Origin of the sequence: Corynebacterium sp. HMSC075F02 (genome assembly GCF_001838335.1) — a bacterium.
Lineage (GTDB): Bacteria > Actinomycetota > Actinomycetes > Mycobacteriales > Mycobacteriaceae > Corynebacterium > Corynebacterium jeikeium_D.
Genome location: NZ_KV836305.1, coordinates 1 through 16,470, shown reverse-complemented (window position 1 = coordinate 16,470; position 16,470 = coordinate 1). Strand labels below are relative to the sequence as shown.

The window sequence follows — 16,470 nt, the reverse complement described above, 5'->3', positions numbered from 1 at the left end:
GCGACCCTTGTGCCCCTGAATCATTCACCCGGCCATTATTTCACGGCCTCGACACTAAATCTTCAATCAGCCCAAAATTTGGGCAGCCATGGTGCCACCGAGATTTACCAGGCGGTCGGAGATGTCGTCGTCAAGCGAACCGACAAACACGACGGGCTCGGCCGCAAGCTCCCACTTGTAGCCGGTCGTGATGGTTTTCATGGCGTTTTCCGCCCCGGTGGTGTCGAAGCCGCCGCGGATCCAGTAGGAAAATGGCAGCCCCTTGGTAACTTCCTGCGCCTCCCGGAAGGTGGTGTCGAAGAAGTGCTTGAGCGCGCCGGAGATGTATCCAAAGTTGGCGGAGGTGCCGAGCAGGATAGCGTCGGCGCTGGTCAGGTCATCGATGGTGGCGTCGAGAGCCTCGACAACCTTGACATCCACGCCCTCTAGCGCGGGATCGTTGGCGCCCTCGAGCGCGTGACTTAAGACCTCCTGCAGGAGCGGGGTCGGGGAATGGTGGACGACTAGAAGAGTAGGCATGTCCCGAGGGTATCGGCAGTGATAGGGTAAGCGCAGGTTTCAGCAACAATCCAATGTTTATCAATTCGAGTAAACGTGGCGTCCAGTAAGAAAGCCTCAAATTCGTACTGAACTAGGCGGCAATCGAAGAACGGAAAAATAGATGGAACCATACATCGGAATTGCAGTTTTTGAGTTAACAAAGCAAAGAGATTCAACCTCGGCGAATGAGAGCTTCTTCCGTGAGGACTTATACATTGTCTTTGCCGATTCTGATAGCGCCGCATACGCGCAGGTCGAAGCATTAGCCCACGAAAATGAATTAGCCCCAGAAGATCCTTCCCACTCGGGAGGATCTGTCACGTTGCGCCACATCGTCGATGTCGCCCCCGCTCTTTACGGTCGCGTCGATACAGACATCGACATCTATTCTCGCCACTTCGCATCCCTCGAGGATTACAAACGCTTCGAAATGAAATTAGGTGGCAAAGATCCTCTAGCGGAATCCTAAGACCCATATCATGAACCGCTCCCGCAATTTTGCAGTTGCTGCACTTCTCTTAGCCTTGACCTGCTACATTGGACTGTTTTTCGTCAGCACTGCGCTCTCCGATGCCTGGACAATCCCCCTCGCCGTCGGAGTCTTCGGATTCGGCCTAATCAGCTTCCTAACAGCGCTGAAAGCCCGGTCAAACGGTTTGACAATCGTGGCGGCACTAGTTGCATTCGCACTCTTGCCCCTAACGTATGTACTAGCCGTAGTTCTCGGCAGCCCCTAGAAAATCACCTGTTCGCGAGGAATTTCCAGACCCGCACGCAGGGCTTCCGGGAGGTCAGCGATGGAGTCGAGCTCTACGCTCCCGCCGCCATCGCTAGCATCACCGCCACCGCTCAGCGAATCCAGAATCCACCGCTGCGCTGCATCCACCGACACCTCGCCGAGAGTCACGTCGCCATCGCGCTTGGACAGTCGCCGCCCTTCAGAGTTCACCACCAGCGGAACGTGCACGAACGAAGGTGCGGTGTGACCGAGCAATCCGGCTAAGTACGCCTGCCGCGGGGCCGAGGACATCAGGTCATCGCCACGCACAACCTCGGTGACACCCTGCTCGGCATCATCGACGACGACCGCCAGGTTGTAGGCCCACATGCCATCGGCACGCTGGAGGACAAAGTCATCGATCGGAGCGGCCATCTCGCCATACAGCTCATCGGTCGCGGCCCCCTCACTCACCTGCGATTTCAGGCGTATCGACGGCCTTCTCCCCGCCGCCGCAAATTCGGCCTTTTTCGCGGAGAGGTGCTCGTCGTCAAGCGAACGGCACGTGCCGGGATACTGCCCTGGCACGCCATGCGGCGCGGAGGAGGCGGCGAGGATTTCACGGCGCGTGCAGAAGCAGGGATAAGTCAGGCCGCGTTGCGTGAGGTCGGCGAGCGCGGATTCATACAGGTCAGAGCGTTCTGACTGGCGGACCGGGGCGCCATCCCAGTCTATGCCGATGGCCTCGAGATCGGCGAGCTGCTGCGCCTCATACTCGGGGCGGGAGCGCTGGCGGTCGATATCTTCGATACGCACGATGAAGCGACCGCCCTGCGCGCGGGCGTGCGCCCAGGCGAGAACCGCGGTGCGCAGGTTTCCCAGGTGCAGCCGACCGGTCGGCGAAGGGGCGTAGCGGCCGGTGGGTAAAGTGGAATTAGTCAACCGTTGGGAACTGGTCACAGGAATATGTTAGCGAGACCCCAAGATGATAGTTGAAATCTTGGGGAAAGATCTCCGGTTGAATAATTCAAATCATCTTGGAGGAAATTCATCTATTACTCGAAAGGCATTCATGACCTCTCAATAAAATCAAGGGTTAATGTATGCGTGACTTTTTGTAAGCGGATCTTTTAGAGGAGAACAATGTCATCACGTTTGCGCGTAAATTGGCTAGCATCGATTTCCATTATCGGACTAGTCGTGAGCCTCCTCTGTCTCCTGGGCATCGCAAATGGGATGTACACATTGAGCAAACTAGCTAACCAGACTGCCGTTATGAGTACAGCAGCTATTACGGCAAAGACAGATCGCGCGCTGCTCTACTGCTTAATCGCTCTTGCCAGCCTGATTGTAAGCTGTTTTACATTTATTGTTAACGGAATGCGCAGTAAGCGTGGAGCTAAGAAAACAAATAATTAAACCCGCTCATCCTCTAACTCCTGCGGACTCAAACCCACAGGAGTTAGAGGATGAGAGGCAGAGTCGGCCTCGAAGACTTCATCGGCACTCGCTTGGAGCCCTGAGCGGCAGGTAACATTCCCTCCCGTGACAAATAACGAAAACCTGCCCAAGTCTGGGCCGGGCAACGCCGAGACTGCCGCTGTGAGCACCTCGCACGCGCCCGAGAACGCAACTAAGTCCGAATCCACAGCAACCACGCCACGCCACATCCCGGTACCGAAATCGCTGTACCCGATGTTCACGGCCATTTTCATTGGCGTGCTGATTGTCTCCAACATCACCGCCACCAAGGGCGTGGAAATCTTCGGCCTGGCCACCGACGGTGCCTTCTTCCTCTTCCCCTTGAGCTACGTCATCGGCGACGTGCTTTCCGAGTGCTATGGCTACAAAGCCACCCGCCGCACCGTGTGGACCGGTTTCGCCATCCTCGCCGGCGCAATGCTCTGCTTCTTTGCCGCCATCAAGCTCCCGGCGGCACCGTGGTACGAGAATCAGGAAGCCTTCGCCACTGTGCTGGGCACCGTCCCGCAGCTTGTTCTCGCAGGTCTGGCCGGTTATGTCGTCGGTCAGCTGCTCAACGCCTGGTCGCTCAACGCCATTAAGAAGCGCACTGGTGAAAAGGCTCTCTGGGCGCGACTGATGGGCTCGACTGTGGTTGGCGAGTTCGTCGATACGCTCATCTTCTGCTCCATCGCCGCCACCGCTATCGGCATCGATACCTGGGGTACCTTCGTCAACTACGTCATCGTCGGCTTCATCTGGAAGACCGCCGTCGAGATTGTAGTCATGCCAGTCACCTACGCCGTCATCGCGTGGGTCAAGCGCCGCGAAGGCTACTACGACACGCGCGTTCCCGCTTAACGACGAAAAAAGTGCCGCGACCTCGCCTGAGAAGCGAGTAGTCGCGGCACTTTTTGCTTTTACTTCACATCCCGTTTGGCATTGACCCAATGAGCAACGCCAACAGCCACAACAATCCAGGCCACCAGCACCACGATGTTGAACCACATCGGCTGCGTCATGCCGGCCTCAAACCCGATGCGTGGATTCTCCGGATTTGCCATCAGACCGCCCAATTGCGTCGACAACTGCTGAATGCGTGCACCCGGCGTGACCAGCCACAGTGGCCGGAAAATCGCATACGCCAGCGCCGCGAACTCCAGCATGCTTTCCACCACCAGAATCCACACCAGCGGAATAGCGACAGCGGCCACGCGCGAGCGCGTCAGCACTCCCAGCGACATCGCGATTAGTCCAAACACTACAAAGCCAAGCACTCCGGCGAGCATGTCCGTGGCAGCGTCGCCGCCCTTGAACTCCACGCGCGGGGAAACCGTCACCGATAGCCAAGCAAGCGCCACACCAATGACCCAACAGACAGCAATCAGCACAAGGGTCAGCGTCATCCGTGCCGAAAGCCACAGGCTCCTTCGGTCCTGCGTCAAGAACGCATGCGCATTCATCTGATCGTTGTACTCACCCGCCAGGGTGGAGCCACCAAAGGCAATCACGATCATGTTGAAGATCACGGTCCCCAACAGCAGCAATTCCCAATCAGCGGTTGCACCAGCGTCCGCCGCCATGCTGAAAGCCGCCATCGGCCCAGCTATCGAGCCCACCAACAACACCACATACACCCACGTGCCACGCAGGCTGGCTAGCTTCGTCCACTCCGACCGCAAAGCGTTTCCAAAACTCATCTCAGTCACTCCCCTACTGCCCAATCGCCTGCGCGCGGTATTCCTGCGATTCCTGGGTCGCAGCCAGGAACTTTTCCTCCAGGTTGTCGCGCTTCGTGTGCAACCGCGTCACCAATAGCCCCTCACGCAAGGCAGCAGCCGCAATGTCGCGGCGGAGTTGCTGCTCGCTGATGCCGTCGTAAAGCGGAATGCGCAATTGCTTATCGACGTCAACCCCACGCGCCACCGGCCCCAACGCCTGCAGCAGCCGTGCCGGATCGTCGACCTCAACTTCGATGACCGTGCCGTCGGAGAGGAATTCGTCCATGCTGTACTCGCCGATCATGCGGCCGCGGCCGATGACGACGATGCGGTCGGCGGTGAGCTGCATCTCGGAAAGGAGGTGCGACGACACGAGGACTGCGCAGCCCTGTGCGGCCAGCGCCTTGATGGTGTGGCGCATCCACGAGACGCCTTCGGGATCGAGGCCGTTGACCGGCTCATCCAAGATCAGATGCTGCGGCTTGCCGAGCAGAGCCGCCGCCACTCCCAGACGCTGCTTCATGCCCAGCGAATAGCCGCCGACCTTGTCCTTCGCGGCTTCAGTCATGCCGACCTGCTCGAGGCACTCCTCCACGCGGGTGTCGGGGATGCCAGCGCCGCGGGCGAGGGCCCGCAGATGAGAGCGGCCCGAACGAGCTTTGTTGTGCCAACCGGCATCCAGAATTGCGCCGGCGATGCTGGGCTTATTCTTCAGCGTGGAAAAGGGCTGGTTGCTGTAGGTGTTGCCCTGGGAATCCGTCCCGGTGAACAAGGCCTGGCCCGTGGTCGGGGTATCGAGGCCCAGCATGCAGCGCATGGTGGTGGACTTGCCGGAGCCATTTGGGCCGAGAAAACCTGTCACTACACCGTCGGGAACGGTGAAGGACAGGTCATCGACGGCTAATTTCGAACCGTACTTCTTGCTGAGTCGTTCAACCGTGATCATGTCCTCCATGATGCCGGTTGAGACTGCTTCGCGCAGTAGAGCTAGGTCTAGTTTTGAGCTTCCTCCCGGGCCCGCCCAGCCGTCACTTCACGCCACTGGACTGATTCGGGTGTTCCCTGCCACTTCACGCCACGGGTGTCACCTCATGCCACCTCCACAGATGGCACGAGGTGACATGGCTGTCGTGAAGTGCGAAAAGGCAGAAGCCTAGCCCCAGCCCAGCCGGCCCCTAATTCCCCACCGCACGGCCACCGTTGGCGTAGTAGCGGCCCATAAACTCATCGCGATACTCGAAGAACCGGTCCTCCAGGATCGCAGCGCGAATGTTCTCCACCAGCTGCACCATGAAAAACAGGTTGTGAATCGTGCACAGCGTGCCAGCCAGGTACTCCTTGGCCTTCAACAGATGATGCAGGTAGGCCCGGGAATAATTCAGCGAAGTGTAGGAGGGCACCTCCGCATCCACGGGGCGGAAGTCGTTCTTGAAGCGGGCATTCGTCAAGGTCATCCGGCCATCGAGCGTGTACACACCACCACGGCGGGCAAGCCTGGTCGGAGCCACGCAGTCAAAGGTGTCGGCACCGGCCTCGACAGCGGCGAAAATATCGTCCGGCTCGGAAATCCCCAGCAGGTGGCGGGCGCGGTCGTCGGGAAGCTCGTCGTTGACCCAACCGCAGATCAGGCCCAGGTTCTGCTTCTCAATCGCCCCACCAATGCCATAGCCGTGGAAGCCGAGCTGGCCGGCATCCTCGAACTCGCGGGAGAGCTCCACCAGCCCGCGGGCGGCCTTGCGGCGCAGGTCTTCGTACTGCGCACCCTGCACGACACCGAATAACTGCTGGATGGGCAACTGGTCGTCGTCAAGCGAATGAACATGCGCATCGACCTGACCGCGCGAAATCGTCAGCTCGTTGTGAGCCTCCAGGCAACGGCGCGCCCAGCGGTGCGTGCGCTCGACGGATGCCTCCTGGTAGCCGCGGGTGTTCATCAGCGTGGTGAGCTCGTCGAACGCCATCATGATGTCGGCGCCCAGCGCGTGCTGGATACGCATGGACACCTCCGGCGTGAAGCGGTGCTCGGAGCCATCGATGTGCGAGCGGAAAGTCACGCCGTCCTCGTCGACGAACGCGTTGCGCTCTTTGCCCTCGGCGACGATGTCGTCTTTCTGCATGCCGGTGACGTCCATCGCGAGGGTCTTTTTAAAGCCCGCGCCGAGGCTGAGCACCTGGAATCCGCCGGAGTCGGTGTATGTCGGGCCGTTCCAGTTGGAGAACTTTGCCAACCCGCCGGCCTGGTCGACGATCTCCTCGCCGGGCTGCAGGTACAGGTGGTATGCGTTCGACAGCATCGCCTGCGCGCCCGTGGACCGCACCTGCTCTGGCGTGAGCGTCTTCACGGTCGCCTTCGTGCCGACCGGAATGAACGCCGGCGTAGCAATATCGCCATGCGGGGTGTGGATGGTGCCAGCACGTCCGCGCGCGCCTTCGATTTGCTTTACGACGTCAAAGCCCGTCGTCCTCGACTGCGACATGAAGCTCCTTGGTTGTGGTCCAGTGCTAATGCCTTGAGGTTACCTGGGTGCTATTCGCACGTTACTCAGCGCTGTCGTTTTCCTCGGGCTGGGCAGCGTTTTCCGGGTCCCACACGGCGCGGCTACGACGTGGCGCTTCCTCTTCGAGTCCTTCGCGCTTCATCAGTTCCGCAACCGTGATCTTCTTCCGCTTACGAGCCGGGCTGTAGTACGGGCGGACCTCGACGTCCTTGGTATTTTCCGGGTTCGGCTGGGCGTCGGTTGGTTCAGCTGGCGCGGGCTGCATGAGCTGTTCGGTCGGCTCCGGCTGCTCCGGCTGCTCTGGCTCAGCTGGCGCCGTCGGAGCGGACAGTTCGGCCTGCTCAGAGCGTTCGGCCTGCTCAGCCTGGTCAGCGGGTTCGAGCTCCTTCAGCTTTGCCTTCTTCCGCTTCGGAATCCAGCGGTTACGCTTCTTGGTCGCGACAGCCACAGCAGTACCACCAGCTGCGCCCGCCGCGCCCTCTGCACCAGCACCGACTTCACCATCGGCACTGTCTGCTTCGTCCTCGTCAGCGTCAGCCCCGCCAAAGCCACGCCCAGCGCCTTCGCTTTCGGGCAACAGGGACTCACCGCGAGCCATACGCTCGCGGCGGCCCTTCTCCACCAGTTCCTCGGAAACCTCTTCCAGGGCAGAGCCTTCGACATCCACAGAAGGCAACACCTTGTCCAGCCACTTCGGCATGTACCAAGTAGCGCGGCCAAGCAGGAACATGGCTGCCGGGATGAAGGTCATGCGGATAACGAAGGCGTCGAAAAGCACTGCGGCACCCAGCGCGAAACCGAATACCTTGATGATCGCCAGGGGTTGCCCGGCGAACGCCGCGAAGACGGAGATCATAATAATCGCAGCGGCCGTGACCACACGAGCGCCAAGAGTAAAGCCTTCAACGACCGATTCTTCGACCGCGTTGTACTTCGATTCTGGCGAGGATTCACCCTTGTTGTGGGTGTAATGCTCGCGCATGCGGGAAACCAGGAAGACCTGATAGTCCATGGCCAAACCGAACGTCACACCAATGAGGAAGATTGGCACAAAGCTGACCAGCGGACCCGGAGTGCTAATCACACCCCAGAGGCCATCCTGGAAAAATGCCACCGTGACACCGAATGCGGCTGCGACAGAGAGCAAGAAGCCCACACCGGCAGTCACCGGCACCATCAGGGAGCGGAAAATCATCAGTAGCAGAATCACTGCCAGCCCCACGACAACGCCCAAGTAGAGCGGCATTGCGCCCTGGAGACGGTCGGTGATGTCAATTTCGATAGGAACCAGGCCAGTGACACCGGTGAATAGGCCGGTGGTTTGCTCAATCTGCTTCTGCTGATCGCGCACCGCGTTCATCAGCTGCTTGGTCGCAGGATCGAGCGGACCCGACTTCGGGGTCATAATCATCTTGACCGCAGTGCCGTCATGATTCATGCCAATCATCTGGATGTGCTCGACACCGACATTGGATTTGAACTGGTCGACAGCGTAGCTATAGGAAGCCTTACGGGCGGCCTCGATGTCAGAGAGTTCCGGGTTGGTCTGTTTCAGGGACTCGATAAGTGGTTTGAGCACCGGTGCGTCGGGCTTCACATCATCCGACTTGGCAATAATGATGAGCTGTGAATTACGTCCCGCGCCGAAGCCCTCTTCAATCATGGTGATGGCCTTGCGGTTCGTGCTGTCCTTCGCCGCAGTAGAGTCCGACGGCAGCGCCAGCTTCAAGTGCATGGCCGGGTAGGCCAACGCCAACAGCAAGACGATACAGCCGACCAGGAACAACCCTGGGGCCTTGTGCACGAAGGTGACCCAACGGCGCCCCATCGTCATCTCGCCGAAGAAGGAAGAGCGGCGTCCCTTGCGCGCATTACGCGAGGGGTTGCCGGCAACACCGGACACGCGACCAGCGAAGACCTTGTCGCCCAGCAGAGACATAACTGCCGGCAGCAGGGTCAGAGAGACCAGCACTGTGAAGGCCACCGTGATTGCCGCCGAAATACCCATCAGGGACATGAACGGCACCTTGGCAACCGTCAGCGCTGCCAACGCAACGATCACAGTGAGGCCAGCGAAAACCACAGCGGAGCCCGCCGTACCGGTAGCCATGCCGATGGCGTCTTCGTTGGTCATCCCTCGGGCTCTTTCTGCCCTGTAGCGAGAGAGGATGAACAGTGCGTAGTCAATACCGACAGCCAGGCCGAACATGACGGCAAGCACCGGGGTAATCGAGTTGACGTCAGTGAATGCGGTCATCAATGTCACACCAAAGACACCGATGATGATGCCCACTACCGCCGTCACAATAGGCAAGAACGAAGCCACCAGAGAGCCGAAGGTGACAACCAGCACGATAAACGCCACGGTCACACCGATAATCTCCGAGGTCGGAGCTACCTCAATCGCGGGCTGCATGCCGGGGCCAGAGGCCTCGACCTTGATACCTGCGTCACGACCGGCCTGCATCGCGTCGAGAAGCGCCTGCATATTCTCCGGCTCGATGTCCTGCGGCATCTTGGCATCGAAAACGAAGGTGGAAATACCGTAGCGACCGTCATCGGACACGGTACGCATGGCATTGGCATCGGCCTCGGCAACATCCTTGGGCAGGCCGGCGGCCATGCCCTGTTCCTTGACCATCGCCTGCATCTTCGGATTGAGGTCTACCGGGTTGTGAAGTTGCAAATCGTCGGCGATTTGGCCGACATTGTCGCGGATGCCGTTAATGACCTGGTCAACAGCTTCTTTATTCTGTGGGTCATCGAGCCTCTGCCCCTCAGGAGCCTCGAAGGCGACATAAATACGCTGCTCTCGAATTGGGTTCGGAACATCGGGGAACTTTTCCTCAATCACGTGCGAAGCCGTTGCCGACGGCATGCCGGGGATCGAGAACTGGTCGATGAACCCCTTCTGGAATGCGGCAACTGCACCGCCCAGCCCCGCCAAAATCAGGAACCACGCGATGATCACAGTCCATTTATGCAGGTAGGAGAACCTGCCGAGTTTGAACAAGGCCTTTGCCATGTCAAGTTTCCCTTACGTCTAATATTCGCCTGGACCGCCCCCAACTGCAGCTTCCCCAAGTTCGCGCTAACAAAGCACTCTCTCGGACTTCACCTGCAGTTTGAAGCCTCTTCGCTACTCCGATGCTAGCGACCACCCCGGATTGGCCAACATCAACTCTGGCGCTGACACGGTCATTGGGGGCGGGCACGACATAAAAACCGGAAATACTTTTGCTAAGAGTAGCGGACTTCCCGGATAAACGTGAACAATGGGGTGTGTGCTACTGATGTTAATTTTGTGATTTAGGTGCTCCAGGTCGGACGCCTCACCATTTGCCGCTTTACGACGGACACCTCCCACACCTCCACCACACCCAGACAATCAGGGCCGATTAAATGCAGAACCCCCGGGGCTCCTAATTAAAGGAACCACCGGGGGTTTTATTGGCGGTGACGGAGGGATTTGAACCCTCGGTACGGGGTTACCGCACAAAGCATTTCGAGTGCTTCACCTTCGGCCGCTCGGACACGTCACCGCTAGAAAACGTTACAGGTAGCCCCTTTATCTACCAAATCCCCAGGTCAGGGCGCCCAGGCCTTCGCTAAGCCGCTCTCGGCGCACTACAACCTGCGCCACCCCAAGCCCGTCAACCCTCCACCGCGCTATTCGGGGTGGCCAACGCCCGCTGAGATATGTAAGGAATAGTCTGTAGCTTGAAATCTAGAAACTTAAACACAGAAGTACAGCCACACAGAAAGGGTTCTCCCTCATGATTCGTTCCGCCATCATCGGCTACGGCAACTTGGGCCGCAGCGTCGAAAAGGTCATCGCTGACCAGCCGGACATGGAACTCGTCGGCGTTTTCTCCCGTCGCGATTCGCTGGACACTGAGGCCCGCGTACTCCCGGCGGCGGATGTCGCAAAGTACAAGGATGAGGTAGACGTACTGTTCGTGTGCCTCGGCTCGGCCACCGATGTCCCGGAGCAGGCCCCTGAGCTGGCAAAGAACTTTACGACGGTCGACACCTACGACAACCACCACGAGATTCCGAAGCACCGCGCGGCCATGGACGCCGCCGCCCGCGAAGGTGACAACATCGCCATGATCTCGACCGGCTGGGATCCGGGCCTGTTCTCCCTGAACCGCGTCCTGGGCGCTGCTATCCTGCCGGGCGCAGACCAGATGACCTTCTGGGGACCGGGTCTGTCGCAGGGCCACTCCGATGCCGTGCGTCGTGTGCCGGGAGTGAAGAAGGGTGTCCAGTACACCAAGCCGAACCCGGAAGCTATCGAGGCCGTAAAGAAGGGCGAGGGCGCAGACCTGAAGGGCAACGAATGCCACCTGCGCCACTGCTTCGTCGTCGCCGAAGAGACCGGCAACGCCGACGAGGACGCCAAGCTCAAGGAGCAGATCCGCGAAACCATCGTGACCATGCCGGATTACTTTGCCCCTTACGAGACCATCGTGGACTTCATCTCCGAGGAGGAGTTCGACCGCGATCACCAGGGCATGCCGCACGGTGGCCAGGTCATTACCCGCGGCCAGGCCGGTACGTCCGGTCACGTCATCGAGTTCGGCCTCGACCTGGATCGCAACCCCGACTTCACCGCAGCTGTCCAGGTTGCCTACGGTCGCGCTGCCTACCGCCTGAAGCAGGCCGGCGAGACCGGTGCCCGTACCGTCTTCGAGATCGCCCCGTACCTACTGTCCGCCGAACCACTGGATGACCTGGTGGCCCAGAAGCTGTAGCCAGCCCCAACGCTGGCAGCCGGCCATCGAAACACAAAGAACCCCAACCACCTCCGCATATCAGAAGCGGAAACGGTTGGGGTTATCTCTACCCGAGAACTAAGCGCTTTACTTGTCAGTCAGCTTGCCCAGGGTCTCAGTGGCCTTGTCCTTCAGATCCTCAGCACCCTGCTTGACCTTCGAAGCAGCCTGCTCGCCCTTGCCCTGGTTTGCCAGATCCTCGTTGCCAACGGCGTCGCCGGCAGCTTCCTTAACCTTGCCGCCCAACTCGTCGGCCTTGTTCTGCAGCTCGCTCATTATGTAAGCCTCCTATGTAAACGACTTATCTATTCTCTAGAGCCACCGTCTAGCAGCTCCACTAGTTCCGACGTTACGTGAAAATGAAGGCTCGTCACGGCCACGACGGGAATTGTGACCTAACTGTGACCCCGCTCACGCTTCCAACTGCCGTTGCCGTTCGAAGAATTCCCGCAGGTAAACGGAGCATTCGTCGGCAAGCACACCTCCGCGCACCTGCGGCGTGAACGCGTGGGCGGGATCGCGGATGACATCGGCGATAGAGCCGCACGCGCCGGTCTTGGGCGACCACGCGCCGAAGACCACGCGCCCCACGCGCCCCATGACGCACGCGCCGGCGCACATCACGCACGGCTCCAGCGTCACGACCAACGTGCACTGCTCCAGCCGCCAGCCGTCACCAACGACGCGGGTGGCCTCGCGCAACGCAATAACTTCGGCGTGGGCAAGCGGGTCACCATCAGCTTCCCGACGGTTCGAACCCCGGCCCACAACCTTGCCCTCGGCATCCACGACCACAGCTCCCACCGGCACATCCCCGGGTGCCGTGTGAGCAGCTTCGGCAATAGCCAGGCGCATCCACTCTTCGTCGAGAATGTCCTGTTTTCGACGGGGTAGCGCGCTTGGCCTCTCGTGCAAATGACCTTTCTCAGAGTTAGTCGTCATAGGGGTCGTAGTCGTCATCGTCGCCGTCGTAATCCAGGTCGGCGACATCGGCTAGTTCCTCGGCACACCCCAACTCCTCGGCGATGGCCAGAAGCTGCTCGGACGCCCACAGCGACTGATCGTCACAGATGGACTCCAGGGCTTCCTCCGAACAGCCCAGGTCAGCGAGGATATCCATGTCCCCCTCAGCCCAGGCATCGACATCGTCGAGCTCGTCCTCGTCGAGGTCGGGGATATCCAGATCCAGCTCGTCGAACACATCTGCCGCGATGTCATCGGTCACGGCAGCGGTAGCGTCGGAAAGCACTACGCGCAGCGACCCAACTCCCTGGCGCACGAGAATGAAGTAGTCGTCGTCGATATTGAGCATTCCGACAGCAGCGCGTTCCGAACGCAGATTGCGCAGCGCCTGTGCGGCGTCAGCGAGCGAATCGGTGGCGTCGTCCCCGAGGTCGACGACGCGCCAACCGCGCTCCCCCATAGTTACGGCAACCGCGAAGGAGCGGTCGTCATCGGAGGTGTACCCTCCGGAAAAGGTCGTGCTCATAACCCACAACGCTAGTCGCTGTATGTCATGCTTGTCAGGTGAGCAATTTCGAGTCCCCCTCCCCTGCTTCGTCCTCCCTGTCAGCTGCACAACTACCCGCGGTATGCATCCTCGGTTTGGGCCTCATCGGTGGCTCCATGATGCGCGATCTGCGGGCTCATAATGTCGAATGCTTCGGTTGGAATCGCTCGTCCGCAACGGTCGAGGAAGCCACGAAGGAGGGATTCGACGCCAGTACAGATCTTCAGGCCACGCTCGAACGTGCTGAGGCCAGCCGCGCGCTCATCGTGATCGGCACCCCCATGACAGTCGTCGGCACGATGCTCGACGCCATCAATGAGCACGCCCCCAGCTGTGGCATTACGGATGTGGTCTCCGTGAAGGCGGCCGTCGCCGCCGAGGTCTCCGCTCGCGGGATGGAGGAACGCTTCGTCGGCGCGCACCCAATGGCGGGGTCCGCGCAGGCGGGCTGGTCCGCCACGCTCGAAGGGCTTTTCGACGGCGCCCCCTGGGTCATCACCTACGACCTAGCAGCTGCTGCCGACGCTGCGGGCAAGCCCGTCCCGGAGCGCTGGATTGAGGTCTTTTCGCAGGTCGCCAACTTGGGAGCAGCTCTTGGCAGTCAGCTCATTCCAGCGCTGAGCGACCACCACGATGCCAGCGTCGCCCGCATCTCCCACATGCCACACCTGGCAGCCTACGCAATTGCCGCCGCCGGTGAAGCCGGTGGCCCTCTGGCCATTTCGCTGGCGGCCGGCTCTTTCCGCGACTGCACCCGCGTCGCCGCCGCTGCTCCCGACATGGTCATGTCCTGGTGCGAGAACAACACCGAACCCGTACTCGCCGCGCTTGACGACGTCATCGAGCGCCTCACCGCCGCGCGCACCCAGTTGGCCACCGAGGGAACCGCTATGGACCTGGCCAAAACCGGTCAGATTGCCCGTGTCCGCTACGAGGCCCGCCCCGCTCACCGCCCGATTTTCCGACTGCGCGTCGGCGAGGGCGACTGGATCAACCAGTTGAAGTTGGCCGAAAGCGTCGGCGGGCAGGTAGATGTGTTCTAGTGTGGAACTATGTTTTCCCCCGAGCTGCACACCAGCCTCGCCGGCATCACTGTCGTCAACTTCGCCATTAACGTTCCGGGACCACTGGCCGCTCAGCATTTGGGCCAGCTAGGCGCCCGGGTGATTAAGGTCGAACCACCCACAGGCGACCCGCTCGGTTCCTTCGGCCGCCCCTGGTATGAAGCTATGTCCGCAGGTCACGAGATTATCCAGGCAGACCTGAAGAGCGATGAGGGCCGCGCACAGCTGAGCTCGCTGATTGATGAGGCCGATGTGGTCATCACCTCGGTTCGCCCCTCCGCGCTGGAACGCATGGGGCTGGCGGGTCTCCATGAGCGCCCGAATGGGCCGGTGCATATCGACATTGTCGGTGACACCGACGCTCCGGAAACACCTGGCCATGACCTGACCTATCAGGCGGAGGCCGGAACCCTCACACCTCCGGCCATGCCGCCAGTGCTGTTGGGCGACATCCTGGGTGCACACTTTGCGGTCACCGCTGCCCTTGCCGGGTTGATTAAGCGGGCGGGTGCGGGTGCAGACGTCGTAAAGCAGCCTGGACTGCACTGCCGCATCGGCCTAAAGCAGGCGGGTGAGGCCGGTGCCACGCCGCTGAAGTACGGCATGACGGCGCCCGGCGGACTACTCGGTGGCGGCCTGTGGACGTACGGCCTCTACCCCAGCGCCGACGGCTACGTGGCCGTGGCAGCGCTGGAGCCGCACTTTGCCGCCGCCCTGACCGAGGCCACACGCGCGAGCAACCGCGAGGAACTTGCGGATTTCCTCCGCGAGCGCACCAACGCCGAAATCATGCAGCTTGCCAGCGAAAAGGCGCTGCCACTGGCTGCGGTGGAGTAAGAGGGCGACTTAAGGCCGCGCGCCTCTGGGGTCGGGGCCTGGAGCCTTACGCGGTCAACCCCGCGGCCTCTGCGGTGAGCTCCACCGAACGCAGCCGGTCAGGAACCTTCAGCGATTGATGAGCCACAATCAGCTCATCCGCCGTCGAGTACTCACCGAACTGCGCAATCTGCTCACGCACCTGCGCCACCGTGCCGACCGCCGTGTGACGGAACATATTTTGCACCTGACGCCCCTGCGGGGTATCCATCAGAATCTCCGCCTCATCGTCAGTGAGGTGATGCCCACCGCGACTCAGGAACCGCCTGACCATGTTCCTGCGGGTAGCGAAGTACTGCTGCTGTGCGTCTTCTTCGCTTTCCGACGCAATCACATTCATGGCCGCAAAAGCGTACGGCTTATCCAGCTGCTCAGAGGGCTGGAACTGCTCGCGGTAGACCGCGATGGCATCGCGAAGCGCGTCCGGAGCGAAGTGCGAAGCAAATGCGTACGGCAAGCCGAGCGCCGCTGCGAGCTGGGCACCAAAGAGCGAAGAGCCCAGGATGTACAGCGGCACATGGGTGCCGCGGCCTGGAATCGCGTTGATGCCCTTGATCAGCGACTCGTCGGAGAGGTAACCGCGCAGCTCCTGCACATCCTGCGGGAAGGAATCGGACGAACGCGGGTCACGCCGCAGGGCGCGCATAGTGGCCTGGTCCGTGCCCGGCGCACGACCAAGCCCCAGCTCGATGCGATCCGGGTACAGATTCGCGAGCGTGCCGAACTGTTCCGCGACCGTCAGCGGTGCATGATTCGGCAGCATGACGCCGCCGGAGCCGAGGGTGATGCTCTCGGTTTTTGCAGCCACGGCTGCGATAAGAACTGCCGGCGACGAGGACGCGATGGAGTTCATATTGTGGTGCTCTGCGTACCAAATACGCTGATAACCAGCCTTTTCCGCTGTCTGCGCCAAATCGATGGAGCCCTGTAGGGCGTCGGCGTGGGACTGCCCCGAGGCTACGGTAGCGAGGTCAAGAATGGACTCAGTACGAATCATGGTTCCACAGTCTAGACCGTTAGTCGGATATTGCGAGTTTGAGATGCTTCGAATATTGAGGCGCTGGGGTTTGGGGTTTTGGGGATTCGGGTGCGGGTGGCTCGTGGGTGGATCGTGGGCGGCTTGCGGGTGGACGGGCTCATGGGTGGCTCGTGGGCGGTATTCACTTGTCGATGAGGTATTCACATATCGATGAGCTATAGCCTGGCCACAAGTGAATAGCTCATCGATATGAGCGCAGGCAGAGCCAATACCGCGCGCATAAGTGCCAGAAAAGGGTTAAGTAAAGAAAAGTGTGTCCGCATGC

At 60.4% G+C, this 16,470-nt stretch carries 16 protein-coding genes and 1 tRNA gene; 6 read left to right on the top strand and 11 right to left on the bottom strand.

Going from position 1 to position 16,470, the window contains the following annotated elements:
• Positions 1 to 66: 66 nt before the first annotated feature.
• Positions 67 to 519: a flavodoxin family protein gene (locus HMPREF2920_RS00995; protein WP_016421860.1), complete on the bottom strand. Its 453-nt coding sequence runs from the start codon at positions 517 to 519 to the stop codon at positions 67 to 69.
• 142 nt (positions 520 to 661) lie between these two features.
• On the opposite strand from HMPREF2920_RS00995, the gene HMPREF2920_RS00990 reads away from it, so the two are divergent.
• Positions 662 to 1,009, top strand: a complete 348-nt coding sequence (locus HMPREF2920_RS00990; protein ID WP_016421859.1) for a DUF4288 domain-containing protein — start codon at positions 662 to 664, stop codon at positions 1,007 to 1,009.
• 264 nt (positions 1,010 to 1,273) lie between these two features.
• On the opposite strand, the gene gluQRS is transcribed toward HMPREF2920_RS00990, so the two are convergent.
• Positions 1,274 to 2,218 carry a tRNA glutamyl-Q(34) synthetase GluQRS gene (gluQRS, locus tag HMPREF2920_RS00980; protein ID WP_070601682.1) on the bottom strand — a complete coding sequence of 315 codons (945 nt, stop codon included), beginning with the start codon at positions 2,216 to 2,218 and terminating at the stop codon, positions 1,274 to 1,276.
• Positions 2,219 to 2,533: 315 nt separating this feature from the next.
• On the opposite strand from gluQRS, the gene HMPREF2920_RS10550 reads away from it, so the two are divergent.
• Positions 2,534 to 2,677: a hypothetical protein gene (locus tag HMPREF2920_RS10550; RefSeq protein WP_224783815.1), complete on the top strand. Its 144-nt coding sequence runs from the start codon at positions 2,534 to 2,536 to the stop codon at positions 2,675 to 2,677.
• Between the two features lie 126 nt (positions 2,678 to 2,803).
• Complete coding sequence (locus HMPREF2920_RS00975) at positions 2,804 to 3,580, top strand: queuosine precursor transporter (protein WP_049190189.1); 777 nt, start codon at positions 2,804 to 2,806, stop codon at positions 3,578 to 3,580.
• 59 nt (positions 3,581 to 3,639) lie between these two features.
• Here the strand turns inward: HMPREF2920_RS00975 and HMPREF2920_RS00970 are convergent, their stop codons facing one another.
• From HMPREF2920_RS00970 to HMPREF2920_RS00950, 5 genes are all read right to left on the bottom strand, one after another.
• On the bottom strand, positions 3,640 to 4,419 hold the full coding sequence (locus HMPREF2920_RS00970; protein ID WP_049190211.1) for an ABc transport system integral membrane protein: 780 nt from the start codon (positions 4,417 to 4,419) through the stop codon (positions 3,640 to 3,642).
• Positions 4,420 to 4,432: 13 nt separating this feature from the next.
• The gene (locus HMPREF2920_RS00965; protein ID WP_070853978.1) at positions 4,433 to 5,386 is read right to left on the bottom strand and encodes an ABC transporter ATP-binding protein; all 954 of its coding nucleotides are present in this window, start codon (positions 5,384 to 5,386) and stop codon (positions 4,433 to 4,435) included.
• Between the two features lie 229 nt (positions 5,387 to 5,615).
• Positions 5,616 to 6,917 (bottom strand): tRNA guanosine(34) transglycosylase Tgt, encoded by a 1,302-nt coding sequence (gene tgt, locus HMPREF2920_RS00960; protein WP_049190192.1) that lies wholly within the window; start codon positions 6,915 to 6,917, stop codon positions 5,616 to 5,618.
• A 61-nt stretch (positions 6,918 to 6,978) separates the two neighbouring features.
• Positions 6,979 to 9,963 carry an MMPL family transporter gene (locus tag HMPREF2920_RS00955; RefSeq protein WP_070853975.1) on the bottom strand — a complete coding sequence of 995 codons (2,985 nt, stop codon included), beginning with the start codon at positions 9,961 to 9,963 and terminating at the stop codon, positions 6,979 to 6,981.
• A gap of 426 nt (positions 9,964 to 10,389) precedes the next feature.
• Positions 10,390 to 10,480: transfer RNA gene (locus HMPREF2920_RS00950), tRNA-Ser, on the bottom strand.
• Between the two features lie 234 nt (positions 10,481 to 10,714).
• Between HMPREF2920_RS00950 and HMPREF2920_RS00945 the strand changes: the two genes are divergently transcribed.
• Entirely contained in the window at positions 10,715 to 11,695 is a 981-nt protein-coding gene (locus tag HMPREF2920_RS00945; protein WP_016421847.1) for a diaminopimelate dehydrogenase, read from the top strand.
• Between the two features lie 108 nt (positions 11,696 to 11,803).
• Here the strand turns inward: HMPREF2920_RS00945 and HMPREF2920_RS00940 are convergent, their stop codons facing one another.
• From HMPREF2920_RS00940 to HMPREF2920_RS00930, 3 genes are all read right to left on the bottom strand, one after another.
• On the bottom strand, positions 11,804 to 11,992 hold the full coding sequence (locus HMPREF2920_RS00940; protein ID WP_016421846.1) for a CsbD family protein: 189 nt from the start codon (positions 11,990 to 11,992) through the stop codon (positions 11,804 to 11,806).
• Positions 11,993 to 12,127: 135 nt separating this feature from the next.
• On the bottom strand, positions 12,128 to 12,706 hold the full coding sequence (gene tadA, locus HMPREF2920_RS00935) for a tRNA adenosine(34) deaminase TadA (protein WP_016421845.1): 579 nt from the start codon (positions 12,704 to 12,706) through the stop codon (positions 12,128 to 12,130).
• Positions 12,648 to 13,205 (bottom strand): tRNA adenosine deaminase-associated protein, encoded by a 558-nt coding sequence (locus HMPREF2920_RS00930; RefSeq protein WP_005510946.1) that lies wholly within the window; start codon positions 13,203 to 13,205, stop codon positions 12,648 to 12,650. The genes tadA and HMPREF2920_RS00930 overlap by 59 nt, the downstream gene beginning before the upstream one ends.
• 38 nt (positions 13,206 to 13,243) lie before the next feature.
• On the opposite strand from HMPREF2920_RS00930, the gene HMPREF2920_RS00925 reads away from it, so the two are divergent.
• Both HMPREF2920_RS00925 and HMPREF2920_RS00920 read left to right on the top strand, forming a co-directional pair.
• Entirely contained in the window at positions 13,244 to 14,269 is a 1,026-nt protein-coding gene (locus HMPREF2920_RS00925; protein WP_048732157.1) for a prephenate dehydrogenase, read from the top strand.
• Positions 14,270 to 14,278: 9 nt separating this feature from the next.
• A complete protein-coding gene (locus tag HMPREF2920_RS00920; RefSeq protein ID WP_070853974.1) occupies positions 14,279 to 15,127 on the top strand; it encodes a CoA transferase in 849 nt (282 codons plus the stop codon).
• A 46-nt stretch (positions 15,128 to 15,173) separates the two neighbouring features.
• Here the strand turns inward: HMPREF2920_RS00920 and HMPREF2920_RS00915 are convergent, their stop codons facing one another.
• Positions 15,174 to 16,163 carry an LLM class flavin-dependent oxidoreductase gene (locus tag HMPREF2920_RS00915; protein ID WP_070601690.1) on the bottom strand — a complete coding sequence of 330 codons (990 nt, stop codon included), beginning with the start codon at positions 16,161 to 16,163 and terminating at the stop codon, positions 15,174 to 15,176.
• Positions 16,164 to 16,470: the final 307 nt, after the last annotated feature.

Coding starts and splice junctions, on each gene's coding strand:
- HMPREF2920_RS00970 (WP_049190211.1), bottom strand. CDS start 4,419: ATGAGTTTTGGAAACGCTTTGCGGTCGGAGTGGACGAAGCTAGCCAGC.
- HMPREF2920_RS00920 (WP_070853974.1), top strand. CDS start 14,279: ATGTTTTCCCCCGAGCTGCACACCAGCCTCGCCGGCATCACTGTCGTC.
- tgt (WP_049190192.1), bottom strand. CDS start 6,917: ATGTCGCAGTCGAGGACGACGGGCTTTGACGTCGTAAAGCAAATCGAA.
- HMPREF2920_RS00915 (WP_070601690.1), bottom strand. CDS start 16,163: ATGATTCGTACTGAGTCCATTCTTGACCTCGCTACCGTAGCCTCGGGG.
- HMPREF2920_RS00940 (WP_016421846.1), bottom strand. CDS start 11,992: ATGAGCGAGCTGCAGAACAAGGCCGACGAGTTGGGCGGCAAGGTTAAG.
- HMPREF2920_RS10550 (WP_224783815.1), top strand. CDS start 2,534: ATGAGTACAGCAGCTATTACGGCAAAGACAGATCGCGCGCTGCTCTAC.
- tadA (WP_016421845.1), bottom strand. CDS start 12,706: ATGTCGCCGACCTGGATTACGACGGCGACGATGACGACTACGACCCCT.
- HMPREF2920_RS00990 (WP_016421859.1), top strand. CDS start 662: ATGGAACCATACATCGGAATTGCAGTTTTTGAGTTAACAAAGCAAAGA.
- HMPREF2920_RS00965 (WP_070853978.1), bottom strand. CDS start 5,386: ATGATCACGGTTGAACGACTCAGCAAGAAGTACGGTTCGAAATTAGCC.
- HMPREF2920_RS00955 (WP_070853975.1), bottom strand. CDS start 9,963: ATGGCAAAGGCCTTGTTCAAACTCGGCAGGTTCTCCTACCTGCATAAA.
- HMPREF2920_RS00995 (WP_016421860.1), bottom strand. CDS start 519: ATGCCTACTCTTCTAGTCGTCCACCATTCCCCGACCCCGCTCCTGCAG.
- HMPREF2920_RS00930 (WP_005510946.1), bottom strand. CDS start 13,205: ATGAGCACGACCTTTTCCGGAGGGTACACCTCCGATGACGACCGCTCC.
- HMPREF2920_RS00945 (WP_016421847.1), top strand. CDS start 10,715: ATGATTCGTTCCGCCATCATCGGCTACGGCAACTTGGGCCGCAGCGTC.